The organism is Streptomyces phaeoluteigriseus (genome assembly GCF_001896135.2).
Lineage (GTDB): Bacteria > Actinomycetota > Actinomycetes > Streptomycetales > Streptomycetaceae > Streptomyces > Streptomyces phaeoluteigriseus.
Window position 1 is genome coordinate 267,103 of record NZ_MPOH02000011.1, and the last position, 13,419, is coordinate 280,521.

Genomic DNA, 13,419 nt, shown 5'->3' on the forward strand with positions numbered 1-13,419 from the left:
CCGGCCGGGCCTGCGCTCCTGTCTCCGCCCCACTCCAGCCCGGCCGGCGCCCGTACCGCGCTCTCAGAGCAATCAGCCACCTAATGCCAGAGAAGGGCTACGTCGCGGCTGGGGCGGTTGGCTCCACGGGTTTACGGAGCACTTTGGCGCGAGCCTCGAAGATCACGGCCCCAACGTCGTGCTTTACCGGGCAGGTCCACAGACTGCCCGACGCGCCGGAAGCTTAAGGGGCCATGATCACTCGCCCCAAAGCAGCTCCAGCCGAAAGCCGCTCCGCCGACCTGACCTCGCTAGCCAACGGAGTAGTCGGCCCGTAGGGCAATCTCGGCAAGACGCGCACGATTCGGCTGAGTTATGAAGCGATGCAGGAGAGCTGCCGCTGCACCACGCGCCCCCAAAGAAGAGTCGACTGGATACAAAGCAAATTTGGGAGCAATCGTATCGCGTGGAAACGATCCAGATTTGGCGGAATTCTCCATTTCGCCCAGAAAGATCGATGCCGAGCGAACACCTAGATCAGGCTGAGTCAACTCCTTTGGACCGAAAACCACTACGAGTCCAGGGCGCACGACATTAAATACATATGAAAGGCCGCGTCCGAGAGCCTCTCCGGCTATCTTAATGGCGTCGATGGCTGAGGATTCACCCCTATCGACAGCTTGCGCTATCGGCGCCAAGTCAAACGGAGGAGAGTTCAGTCCGGCAGACTCCCGTATCCCTGCCGCACTGACTACCGTTTCAAGACATCCGTAATTCCCGCACCTGCACCCACGCCGCAGATCGGAAACTATCATGTGCCCTATCTCGCCGCTGACCCCGCGAGCCCCATGCAGTAGTTGCCTCCCCGATACCACTCCGGAGCCGACACCTCGGTCACCGATAAGGATGACCACAAGATCCTCAGCGCCGGCCCCGTCCCCGAACCATTGCTCATGCGCAGCAAGAGCATTTGCATCGTTCTCAATGACGGTAGGCAGCCCGATGCGCTGTTGAAGATCCGCAACAAGCGGCACACCGCGCCAATATACGCCTTCACGTTCATGCAAGTCAGGAGAAAAGATTACCTCCCCCTTGGCCGTATCCACTTGTCCGGCGAGCTCGACTCCTAGCCCGATAATCCGCTTTTGAGTTCCTACGGCACTGATGTCAGCTCTCAGCTCCTGCACCAGCGTCGCAATCTCGGACACTACTGTTTCGACACTTTGACCGGTCAGGCTTCTCTGCCTTGGCGACGAGATACTCCGGGCGCGCACGTCCGTAACGACCCCCGAAATGGAGTCTGGCCGGATGCTCACTCCGATTGCACTCACGTGCTCATCGTTGATATGCAGAACATCAGGCTGCCCGGTATCGCGCGACATCAAGCCATGGCTTACTAGTGAAGCACTAGCCAATACGGTTGCGTCCTCAGACAAGTTAGCTAGCTCAGCGACTGCCGCAGGAGTGGGAGTACGGTGCAGTTGCTCCAGTTCAAGCGTGGACGCGAGCACACGGTCTGAGACAGCCGGCTCGGTTGCAGTAATGGGTGGACTCGCACCTCTTTTTTCGAGACCCTTGGCATTACGCAAGACGCCCCGTCCTCTGGGGCTCACGTCCCAAAAATTGCGCCGCCCGATCTTACGCTTGGTCACCACTCCGAGTTTTACGAGCTGTGCTCCTGTGCGGCTCACTTGGGTCTCATCCATGCCGCTTAGAGCTTCGACAAGGTCCGAATTGGAGCACCCGGGATCGCGTGCTACCGCCCGGAGAAAATCGCCTTGCAGACCACGCAGGTCCACGCTGTGGGCCAAAGTGATCGCTTGGGCGCGACGCAACCCGTACTGCGCGACGCTAACAAGTCCAGCAATCTCACCTTGACGTCGGCCGCGGGGGTCAGTTCCCTCACCATCGGAGCACGCAGATACCCACTGTAGCCAGTCAAGTGCGGTGCGAAGTGTTGTCTCATCGCCATCCAGAGAGGCGTCGATCAAGACTCGCACCAGCGCACGACGATCACCTTCAGCCCAAGGCACTGCACCCGTCTCCAACTCGCTCAGGAGTTGATCAAGTTCCGAGGTGCGCGCAGCAAAATCGCTACTAGCATTGGTCTTGAGCTCGGCTTGGTGAGTTTCCTTCTCCGACATGGTCTGATCACTCCGGCTGTCGAGGTGTGCCATGAGCGACAAGGTCGTCCGTCTGGTCGCTGACGACGTCGTAAGCAGCCAGGTTGCGCCTCTCGCAAGTGTTTGTCAAGTGTTGGTAGCGCAGAAAGATCGACTAGCCCGGGATCCAGCAGATCTTTTCGCCATTCTCTACGACGAGCTTCCTGAAGAGCCCTTCCTTGGCTACGACGCCGCCCAATGGGCAGCAGAAAAGAGCTTTAGAGATGAGGCGGAGAAATTCCGCGTCGATTTCTCCAGGGATGCCCGACTGGACATCGATGCAATCATTTCAATGTTGCAGCCGCGCAGCGATCGATCACTGCTGGCTGCACTGAATGGCCTGAATAAAATTCTCCTCGCCGTACATCCCGAATTCGATGACGCAGATTCCCGAGCACTCGGACCTATGGAATCAATTGGAAGTAGGTATCGGAGGACCGGTCGGCTGAATAGTGACGATGTTCGAGGCCTCCTTGTGCCTAAACTTACGAGGCCGGGCCGTCCTCCAGGACCGCAAAAGAAGGCCGACGGATTCGATTTCATCCGACTCCTTAACGATAGCGGCAAAATTGAGTTCATCCGAGCGGGAGAAGATGTTGACCCAGCACCGCCCCCAAACGCTGGGCCAGTAAGAGTTGCCTTTGCGCCCATGTTGGGGTCACTGGCAGATGTTTCATTTGTTCGGACGGATCGACCTGATGGGACAGATGGGTATCGCTTGGCGCCAATAGCGCATCCAATACGCAATCGAATGCAGCGTGTATTGCGATCTCTCGATGAAAGCGGCGCGATCCTTGCCATCCTGCCTGAAGGCTCACTATCTGAGGACTTGCTTAAGATCTGGGCTTCTGAGTTGAAGAGGACGGCTGGAAACGCCCGTCGGGACGGCTCTCAGTTGCGATGGATCTTGGCCGGGACAGGCCCATGTGCATCATCCGACCCACCCCCCAATCGGGCGGTATTGTTGCATCGATACACAGGTCAACCTGTATTCCAACAAGATAAAATCAACGGATTTACCCTAACTGACGGTCAAATCCATTCTTGGGGCCTTGCGGGTGAACTCGGAAATGGAATGGCTTATGAAGACATACAGCACGGACTCTCCACCATAGTGTGCGAGTGCAATATTGGACGTATCGCCATATCGATATGTGAAGACCTTGGTCGACCTGCAGCATCCGGCAGCGACTTGCAGAGGTTCGGGCTAACGCATCTATTTGTCCCTGTATTCTCGCAGCCATTGCGGAAGCGCGGATGGGAGCGGATAGGGGCCGAGCCGCACGTATTCCAGGTAGGTACTTGGGTATGTGTTGCGAACAGCTTGGTTGTAGGGCGTGCGCAAGGAAAAGCTGGTCCCGTTAATATTGCCCTAGTTGTAGGACCGCACTCCGAGTCCGAAGAGTGGCGATATCATCACGCCATCAAGAAATGCGTGCACCCGGAAACGGTTGTTTGTATCGATCTTCGGGTCCCGTGAGACATCGCTTGCCCTCAACGAACAGCAGAAGGCGGCAGGCCTGAGCTTGCGTGGCCGGTGCCAGACGCCTGCCAGATCGTACGAGAACCACGGGGAACGCCGGGGATTGACTCAACGATCCGTCAGCAGCCCGCGACTGCTAACCGCAGCTCAGTAAGGCAACGAGCCTTGGAGCACCCAAGCTTCCCAAACTGATGGCTCAGGCGTTGTCGTCAGGGGCTGGCCGTCACGGTTGCTCTGGTCGACGGCACCGGCAGCGTGGCTGAGGCTGGTGGGGTGCAGCGAGGCCACGCGCGCCTAGTCGGTCGACGCGCACTCGTCGTGGCTGACTGTCGTCGGCTGAGGTTCAGGCGGGGCGTGTCGAAGCTGCTGGCCGTCAGTCGATCGGGCCGAAGCTGGGCCGTCCCTGGGCCGTCCGGGGTTGCTCAACAGTGGCCAATGACGACCAACGACGACGGCCTGGTGTACGAGTCCACCATCCCTGAGCAGGGAAAACGCAGTTCTCCGGCAAGACCCAGGGCAAGAAGAAGTCGAGGCCACAACCGTAATCGGCTGGCCAGGAAAAGAACGCGCTGCTGGCCGCTATGGTCCAACCTCTGGCGAGCGCCAACCGGGGCGCAGCGGTGTTGCAGCCCAATGAAACGAGTGCACTGCGTGGGCTGGGGGTGACATTCCGACGTTGATGAAGGGCGTACCTCTCCTCACCTGGGCGGAAGCAACGGCGCCAGGAAGCGGCTCGGCTCGCCGTGCCAGGTGATGGCGAGTGCGTCACGGGGACGGGTCGCCGCGACGAAGAGCAGCGAGCGTGCCCGGTGCAGCTCTCGCTGATGACGGCTCGGATCCGTGTGTTCCCACGCGTCCACGGAAGCGCGGGGAACGAGCCCCTCGGCCACCCCGGCGATGATCAGGCAGCGGTACTCCAGTCCCTTGAAGCGGTACATGGTGCCGATGTGGACGCCCTGGTCGCCGCGCGGCCCGTCCGGTGTGATTTCCGTCGGCGTGATGCCGCGGCGGGTGAGGCGGTCGGCCAGTTGGGTGACCATGTCGTTGGTCGGGACGCAGATGGCCGTGGACTCGCGGGGGACGTCGTGCCAGGCCCGCAGTTGCTCCACGACGAGATCCATCTCCTCGTCCCAGCTCCGGGCGCCGCGCAGTGACGGGGGCCGGCCGTGGAGGACCGAGCGGTATCCGGCGAGTGTGTCGACGTCGCCGTCGAGGTCGTCGTAGTCGGCGTCGTCCAGGACCCGGACGGCGGCCCGGAGGATCTCCCGAGTCGTGCGGTAGCTGAGGGTCAGTCGGGAGGAACGGCCGCGGATGTGGACACCCAGGCTGCCGAGGGTGACCTGGTTGTCGTAGATCCGCTGGTGGGTGTCGCCGACCAGGAAGATGTCGTCGGGTGCGGCGGGCGCCATGGCGCGCAGCATCTTCCAGTGGGCGGGGCTGAGGTCCTGGGCCTCGTCGACCACGATGTGCCGGTAGCGGTGGTTCAGCCGGGCACCGGAGCCGGCCTCGACGTGGCGGTTCTCAAGACCGCCGCGTTCCTCGCGTTCCTCCGACAGCCGGTCGATCCTGGCCCGGCGGGCGGCCTCCAGCCGGGCGGCGCGCTCCGCGACCTGGCGGTGTGTCTCCAGTCCGCTGGTCTCCAGACGTTGGGTGAAGCGTTCGGCGAGCTGCCAGATGCCGGCGCGTTCGGCGCGGGTGACGCTGCGGCCCCGCCCGGCCCGCCGGACGGTGAAGTACTCGCGCCTGGACGTCACCGCCTGGCCCAGGATCACCTGGTTCCACTCGTCGCTGAGGAACTCGGCGCTCCAGCGGGTCTCCCCGGCCTCCACCAGCAGCGCCCGCCACTCGCGCAGCGCGGCCGTGTCGTCGATCCGCCGCTTCGCGTTGCCCGGGTCGGCCTCGCTGACGATGCGGGTGGCGAGCTGGTCGACATGGGTGATGTCGACGCGGGCCAGCACCTCGGGGCCACCGAGAGAGAGCAGCCGGGACCGCAGGTCCGCGGCGAGGTTCCGGTTGAACGTGGTGAGCAGGACGGGCCTGGTGCGGCCGGGCGGGAGCTGTCGCACCAGATGGCACACGCGGTGGAGGGCGACGATCGTCTTGCCCGTCCCCGGGCCGCCGCCGACCCGCGCGGGGCCGGAGTAGCGCCGGTGGACCAGCTTCTCCTGGGTGGGGTGCAGGAAGACCTTCCAGCGTCCGAAGTCGCCCTCCTCCAGGATGCTCTGCAGTGACTCGTCGTCGGTGATCACCACGGTCTGGGAGCGGCCGAGCGCCGCCTGCCAGTCGTCGGTGTCGAGGTTCTTCTCCGGCTCGGTCACGGCGACGGGCGCGGTGACCTGTTCCATGACCTCCTGGTACGGGACGCCGTCGCGCAGCCGGAGGAGGACTTCCCCGGTGTGGCGGGGGGCGTACTCGGCGAGACCGAGCAGTTCGTCGTCCGTGGTGAGCTTCCGGACGAGCGGGATGAGCGGCCCGGCGACGCCGAGGTCCGCGAGCTGCTCGTCGGTGTACGCGGCGAAGAGGGGTTTGTCCGCCAGCTCCGGTACGCCCGAAGGCCCCGGTACGCCCGAGAGCCCCGGCATGTCCACCTGCTCCGGCGTGAGTTCACGGCGGAGGGCGCCCTCCTCGACAACCTGGAGGTCGACGTACTCGATGGCGCCGGTGATGTGGTTGATGCCGTAGTTGAACCGGTCCAGGTTCTGGTGGACGTGGCTGCGGTGCTTGACCGAGACGAGCAGCCAGTCGTCGCCGCCGAGGCGGATCATCAGGGCCCGCCACTCCCGGTTGACGCGCGCCGACCAGAGCCGGTCGTGGCCTTCCAACTGCTTGAGCTGGAACCCGGGCGCATCGGGGTTGCGGCGGAAGTCATGCTGGAACTTGTAGAACGCCCCGAGGACCGCGCGGTCCAGTTTGACGATTTCCTTGTCGGCCTTGTCGAGCAGGCGCAGGGTCACACCCGTCCTCGGCGTGCCGGTGACCGTCATCGCTCGTTCTCCTCGTGCTCGTTCGTCGCCCTGGGTGCGTCGCCGTTCACCAGCCGGGCGAGTTCGTCGGCGTCCCATTCCGTCGCGGTACGGACCTGCCAGCCCGCCTTGCGGTAGGCCCGGTCCCGTTGTTCGGCGTCGACGTCCCGTCCGGTCTCCGGGTCCGGACGGTGAGCGAGGACGACACCGACGCGCGAAGCGGGCCAGGCGAGTTCGGCGGGCCAGGCAGCTGTTCCCAGCTCGTAGCCGGCCTCCGGCGCGGGCAGGCCCCGGTCGGCGAGATCCCCGGCGAGTGCGGACAGCCCGGGATCGTCGACGAGGAACTCGATGACCTCGTCCCAGGCCGGATCGCGTACACCCGAGGGGAGCTGCTCGGCGGCGCCCGCTCGGCCCGTTTCCGGCACCGGCCCGTCCGCCGCCGCTTCGTCCGCCCGGCGCTGCGAGGTGAGCCATCCGGCTCCCCCGGTGACCGCCAGCTCGACCGGGTCGAATCCGGGCAGCATGCCCGTCGTGAGCTGAACTCCGTCGCCCTCGCCCACGTCGAGGAATTGGAGCAGGTTGCTCCAGTACAGCCATGCCTGCCAGCGCCTGCGATGGGCGGCCTCGTCCGCCGCGGCCGTGTCCGTGTCGTCGTCCAGTACGGTCAGCGCCGTCCAGACCACCCCGGTCTGTCCCCGGCGCAGGTCGAGCACGATGGTGAGCGGGCATCCCGACGTGTCCCGGGTCGCCATGACCTGGACGGCGCCCTGTCCCCCGGCGAGCCGCCGCCCATGCAGCGCCTCGCCGATCCTGCGTGCGATGTCCTCGCCGTCGGCCAGGGCCCTGCTGGTCGCCGATACGGCGGCGAAGCCGGCGAGCGTGCTCTGGGTGCGCCGCCGCCACAGGCCAGGGTCGGGGTCGGTGAGGTAGCCGATCAATGTGTCCACCGGGTTGGCCCACATCAGACGCGGCAGGTCGCGGGTGTCTCCGGCGTGCATGCGCCGGTGGACGTCCATGGCCGCCTTCTGCGCTGTGTTCGGGTACGGCTTCCACACGGGGTCGGCGGGCAGCCTGGCCTGGCCCGTCCAGGCCCGCACGTCGTCCCAGGTGAGCTGGAAGACCTGCCAGCCCTCCGTGCGCAGCCGGGTGCGCTTGGCCGTGTCCTCCTCGGCGGTGAGGTGCGCGGGGCTCGCGTGGTAGCGGTACCCGTCGAGGTAGACGGCGACGCGGCGGTCGTCGTCGGTGCTGCGGAAGACCACGTCCGGCCGGGTGAAGCCGAGCGGGATCTGGGTCTCCATCCGCCAACCGCGGACGGTTCCGTCGGGTGCGGTGAAGCGCAGGGTGGTGTCCCTGGTGCCGTCGGCGGTGAGCGCGGTGCGGACGCTGACGTCGTCCACCCGCTCGGCCCACTCCAGCAGCCCGCGCCGGAAGAGGGCCTCCAGTTCACTCTCCACCTGGTGGACCAGGGTGATGTCCCGCGTGGTGGCGACCGGTTCGACGCTCCACCCGTCGGCGGTCCAGCCGAACAGGTCTCCCAGCATGTCCAGGGCGTGCTCGCGGGAGACTAGTTCGTACTCGCTGTCGGTGACGTGCCGCAGCAGGCAGCGGTGGCAGGCGGTCCGGCCCTGCGTCACGCATACGCAGTTCTCGACGACCGCGCGCGCGTCCTCCAGAACGCCCTTGAGTCCGTCCCGGCCGGCGAGGCGGTGCAGATATCCGGTGCCGCCGGGGAGGGTGTCGTACAGCACGAGGAAATGGCGGCGATGCGCCGCCTCGCCGCCCTCGTCGGGCATGGAGTCGGTGACGACGGCGAGGTGGTCGGGGTCGCCGCCGTAGCTGCGGGCGATACCGGCCAGCAGCAGCGCTTTGAAGGACGCGAGGCGTTCCTGGGTGTACGCGGTGACGGCGGGGATGAGGATGCGCAGGGCGTCGGTGCGGAGTTCGTGGGCGAGCAGGACGCGTTCGCCCCTTCGGGCTGTAGCGGCATCGGCGCGCCGCCTGGGGCACCAGGGCCGGTGGTACTTGGCGGTCGCGAACGTGTCGCCCGCGTCGTGCGCGGCGGGTCCGCCGTCCGGGTCGGCGAAGCCGCACGCGTCGCACACCCAGAAGGGGTTGAGGCGGATCTCCCGTCCGGCGAAGGCCGTGTCGGTGCCGCCATCCACCCGGGTGGCTCCGACGTTGATGTGGCGGATGTGCGCCTGGCGCGTGAACTCCCAGCCGAAGGTCACGTGGTGGTGTTTCCAGGCCTGTTCGACATCGCGCGCGTCGATGTCGACGGCGGGGACGACGGTGTAGTGCCGTCGCTCCCGTTCGTCGCTGTCGTCGCGTACGCGGACGTCGTCGCGTTCGTCCCGGGAGGTGACGCGGCGCGGTACGAGCACCTTGTGCAGGCAGCCAACGTCTCCGATGGCCGCGGAGCGGCAGCGCGGGCAGAGTGAGGCGTCCTGTTCGGCCCGGTGGGTGCGGACATGGCCGCAGTCGGGGCAGATCCGCCACCAGAGCCAGGCCGGGCGGCCGGGGCTGCCGATGTCTAGTCCGGTGACGCGGTGCTTGTAGCCCTGCGCGTAGTAGTTGTTGCCGGGCGCGAACTCGGTGAGGGCGAGGCGGGCGGGACGGCGGTGAGGGATCGTCTTGTTGTGGCTCTCGCGCCGGCCGTCGGCGGTCTTCTCGGTCCAGGTGAGAGTGGCCTCGAGTTCGGTGGCGGAGTCGATCAGGCTGTAGTTGGGCAGCAGACCGAGATCGACGAGCGCGCCGTGCGCGGTGGTACGGGCGATGTCGCGGGCGACGCGTGCCACGTCCCGGCGTTCGGCACGCAATTCACGGCCCTGCCGTTCGTGGTCGGGGTCGCCGGCGACAAGCAGTCCGTGCGCCCGGTCGATGGCCTCGGTCCGGCGCTGGAGTTCGGCGCGGCGGTCCTCCCAGCGTCGGCGCGCCGATTCCAGGGCACCGCCGATTCCGTCCTCGCCCGGGTCGGTGGCGTAGGTGACGAGGGCCGCGCGGGCCTGCGGGTCGACGCCGGTGCCGCGGGTCTCGTCGTACGACGGGAAGAGGCCCAGGAAATCGTGTACGAGCCGAGGGCCGTCGGCGAGGGCGGCTTCGGTGAACTCGGCCTGCCAGGCCGACGTTCCGAACAGTTCGGTAGCGCGTGCCGGCAGTGGCCGCAGGGGCGTCCCGTCGGGAGCGGTGAGCCGTCCGGCGCCCGCGAGGTCGAGGAGGTGGGCCAGGTACTGGCGGCGGAGGATCTCGGCGGCGGACAGGTAGCAGCCGGGCGGCAGGACGTCCCCGGCGATCATGAGCAGGGGGTCTTCGAGGTAGTAGCGGTCGCGCGGGCGCCGGTCGACCATGGTCAGCAGGTAGGCGTTGCCGGTGGCGCGGCCCGCCCGTCCGACGCGCTGGATGTAGTTGGCCGGGCCCTTGGGCAGGGAGGCGAGAACGACGGCCGAGAGGTCGCCGATGTCGATGCCGAGTTCGAGGGTGGGGGTGCAGGACAGCACCTGCGGGTTGGCGTAGTGGACATCGATGCCGTCACGGAAGGCCTTCTCCACCGCTTCGCGCCGGGCGCGGCTGAGGGCGCCCGTGTGCTCGGCGGTGTTGATGGTGAAGACGCCGGCCTCACGGTACATGCGCCGGTAGAAGTCGTCGGTGAAGTCCCGCTGGCGCAGTCCGCTGTCCAGGTCGCGGCCGGTCCTCAGGATGCCGTCGCAGCGGTAGCGGGGGCAGGGCAGGCCGTGCCACTGGTCGGCGAGGTCGGGGTGGACGGTCTGTTCCCAGAAGCACTGCGGACAGTGCGCGGTGGCATCGGGAAGGGTGTCGTCGGCGAGTTTGCGGACGTGGATGTGGCCGGGCTGGAGTCCGTAGACGCGGGTTGCTCCGTCGAGCGCGGTGCGTGCGGAAACGACGCCCAGGTCGGCGAGCGCGGGCAGCAGCCGGGAGAGGAAGACGGCGGCCGTGTCCGGTCGCAGGCCGAGGGCGCGCACGGCCCAGTCCTGGTACCAGCCAAGGCGGCCGGTGAGCACGTCGAAGTCCTCGCTGCCCTGCTTCGGCGTACCGAGCAGGAAGGCGGGCGCGGACACGCCCCGGGGGAAGGCGGGCATCCCGGTCTCGCGCCCGCCCCAGATCGCCCACCGGCGCACCCCGGCCTGGTCCAGCCAGGGGTCCAGCCAGGCGTGCCGGACGGCACCCCGGATGCGCATGCGTTCCAGCAGACCGCGCACGAATCCGACGTACTGGTCGGGCCCGGGGACCGACCCGTCCGCGAAGGCGATCTCTCCGGGTGTGGTGAGCAGGAGCTCCCGTACGAGGTCCGCCACGGCATCGGGGTCCGTCAGGGGCACGTCGGCGGCGACGGTGCGGGTGAGTTCCAAGGTGCGGCCCTGCCGGGACCGCAGGCCGAACTCCATGACGGTGGCGAACGCCAGGCGCTGCGCGATCAGTTCCCACGTGGGCCTGGAGCCGCGGCTGCGGCCGGACAGCAGCGTGTCCACGCCGCGCACCGGGTGCAGGTCCGGCGGGATGACGGCGGCCTGCACGGCCTTGCTGTCGACGACGTCCTCTATCAGGTCGGCGGCCAGGTCGTTCAGGGTGATCGGTTCGTTCTCGTCGATGCGGCTGGCGAGGAGGGCGCGCAGCGAGAACGTGTAGGAGCGGCTGGCGACGTATCCGGCGCGGTGGGCGGCGTCCTGGACGGAGTCGTTGAAGAGGAGGGTCTTGTTCTCCTTGAGGTTCCTGTCGAGTTCGCCGCCGGTGAAGAGCTGGGTGATGGCGGCGGCGGCGAGTGCAGCGAGGCCGGTGCCGAGGTAGCGGATGGAGTTGGCGGTGTGGCAGGCGGGGCACTGGTCGCGTTCGGCGGCCCGGTCGCCCGCAAGGTCGGCGTGGACGAACGCGGCGTTGTGCAGGGCCCGTGGCCGACGCGGCCCGTCCGCGCCTTCCGGACCCTCCGCGTCGGTGAAATCGGTCTCGGGCGACAGGGGCCGCAGCCGCCCGCCGCTGCCTTCCAGGACCATGACGGTGGATCCGCCGCGTCGGCGTTCGGGTCCGGCCCCGTAGGCCGCCTGGTGCACCTCCCGCGGGGTTGCGGCGATCATGTTGCGCACTCGGCGTTTGTCACGCCCGACCGAGGCGCGGCGGATCTTCGTGGCGTTCAGGTCGAGTTCGGCGGGGTCGACCTCGGGTGAGTACGCGGCCCAGCCGGAGCGTCCGCACTCGCGGCAGAACACGGCTGGCAGGAAGACCTCGGCGGGCGGCGGTGCGCTGTCGTCGGCGGGTACGGCTGCCTGCTCGGCGGCGTCGAGCGGTACGGCGGGCTCCTCCCCGTCGTACGGGGAGCGCCGGGCAGCCGGACCCGTGTCCTTGTGGGTCAGGGCTCCGCGGGAAGTCACGCGTTCGTCGTCCCAGCGGAACTCGGCGCGCGCCACGCCGATGCCGCGCAGTACGCGTGAGACGGAGCGCACCCAGTGGTGGATCTCGATGGACAGCAACGGCCGTCCAGGGTGCTCCGGGTCACGGGCGTACGACAGGAGGGCGACGTAGCGGGCGAGGGCGCGGGCGGCGAGACGCGGGCGCTGCTGTACGGCCACGCCCCAGTGGTAGGCGTAGCGGGGCAGTACCTCGGTGATCTCGGCGAGGGTCTTCGGGGTGCCGTCGAGGATCTCCAGGACGGCCGCGGTCAGCCGGTGGCGGCGCAGCACGGCCCCGAGTTCCTCGGGGCTCGGTCCGCTCAGGCCGGTGAACTCGGCCACGAGGTCGTCCATGACGCCAGCGTCACGGGTGGGGTCGCCGAGGGCGTCAACCTCCTCGGGCGAGGGAAACGGAAGGCTGAAGTCGCTCTCGCCGGTGAAGTCCTTTGTGGAGCGCCGGTCCTCGCCCACGACCGCGTCGGGCGGGAACGGTACGCCGAAGACCTGCTCGGCGACTTCCCTCATTCCCACCCGGCCGTTGCCGGCGCCGTTCTCCCCCAGGGTGGCGGACGTGGCGACGGGGCAGACCGGCCCCAGTGGGCGGCCGGGTTCGGCGAGCCCGGTGACCGACCCGAGGCGGCGCAACAGCATCGCGACGTCCGTGCCCTGGGCGCCGTCGTAGGTGTGGAACTCGTCGAGGACCACGTAAGTGAGCGCCGGATCCTGCCACAGCCGCCGGTCCTCGGGCCGCTGAAGGAGCAGGTCGAGCATCTTGTAGTTGGTGATCAGGATGTCCGGTACGGTGCGCCGGATCTCGTCCCGGTCAACGGTGATCGTCGGGTTGGCCTGCTTGAACTCCTGCGACGGTGTATCGCCGATGTAGAGCGCGGCCCGTACGCCCGCGTCGCGCAGCCGGGTGTCTTTGGGGTCGCCGAGCCGCTCGCCGATGCGGTGGGCCTGGTCGGTGGCGAGGGCGTTCATGGGGTAGAGCAGGATCGCCTTGACGCCGTCCCGGCCGGCCTGCCGTGCGCGGTAGCAGTGGTCGAGCAGTGGAATCAGGAACGACTCGGTCTTCCCGGACCCTGTGCCGGTGGTGACGAGGGTGGGCCGCGCCGGGCCGTGCAGCGTGGACAGCCGTTCCCAGGCCTGCTCCTGGTGCCGGTACGGGGTCAGGTCGGGGTACCAGGTCAGGTGCCGCTTCCAGTCCGTGCCGTCGGCGGGCCGGAAGGGTGTGCGGACGCGGAGGTAGGGCCCGCGGAAGATGCCGTCCTCGGGGTCGCCGAGGAAGTTCTCCAGGGCGCGGCGCGTGCTCTCGTCGGCCAGCGCGTACGTCGTCGCGAGGTACTGGCTCAGACTGTCCCGTACCTGGTCGGCGGCGAGGGTGGGACGCACGCGCGCGCTCCTTCTTGGTGCTGGTGGGGCCGGTCGGGACCGGT

Annotated in this window: 4 protein-coding genes; 1 reads left to right on the forward strand and 3 read right to left on the reverse strand. The window is 67.5% G+C overall.

Annotated elements, in window-relative coordinates; translation table 11 throughout:
• Window positions 1–290: 290 nt before the first annotated feature.
• Window positions 291–2,156: an ROK family transcriptional regulator gene (locus tag BM536_RS12365; RefSeq protein WP_079274849.1), complete on the reverse strand. Its 1,866-nt coding sequence runs from the start codon at window positions 2,154–2,156 to the stop codon at window positions 291–293.
• On the opposite strand from BM536_RS12365, the gene BM536_RS40310 reads away from it, so the two are divergent.
• Window positions 2,155–3,621, forward strand: a complete 1,467-nt coding sequence (locus tag BM536_RS40310) for a carbon-nitrogen hydrolase family protein (RefSeq protein WP_143650909.1) — start codon at window positions 2,155–2,157, stop codon at window positions 3,619–3,621. The two genes, BM536_RS12365 and BM536_RS40310, sit on opposite strands and share 2 nt — an antisense overlap.
• A gap of 701 nt (window positions 3,622–4,322) precedes the next feature.
• Here BM536_RS40310 and BM536_RS12370 read toward each other — a convergent pair.
• Both BM536_RS12370 and BM536_RS12375 read right to left on the reverse strand, forming a co-directional pair.
• Window positions 4,323–6,608, reverse strand: a complete 2,286-nt coding sequence (locus BM536_RS12370; RefSeq protein ID WP_073490842.1) for a UvrD-helicase domain-containing protein — start codon at window positions 6,606–6,608, stop codon at window positions 4,323–4,325.
• Entirely contained in the window at window positions 6,605–13,375 is a 6,771-nt protein-coding gene (locus BM536_RS12375; protein WP_094102925.1) for a DEAD/DEAH box helicase, read from the reverse strand. Before BM536_RS12375 ends, BM536_RS12370 begins: the two co-directional genes overlap by 4 nt.
• Window positions 13,376–13,419 lie beyond the last annotated feature (44 nt).

Excerpts from the sequence above, each read along its gene's own strand:
- BM536_RS40310 (WP_143650909.1), top strand. The coding sequence starts at position 2,155 with ATGAGCGACAAGGTCGTCCGTCTGGTCGCTGACGACGTCGTAAGCAGC.
- BM536_RS12365 (WP_079274849.1), bottom strand. The coding sequence starts at position 2,156 with ATGGCACACCTCGACAGCCGGAGTGATCAGACCATGTCGGAGAAGGAA.
- BM536_RS12370 (WP_073490842.1), bottom strand. The coding sequence starts at position 6,608 with ATGACGGTCACCGGCACGCCGAGGACGGGTGTGACCCTGCGCCTGCTC.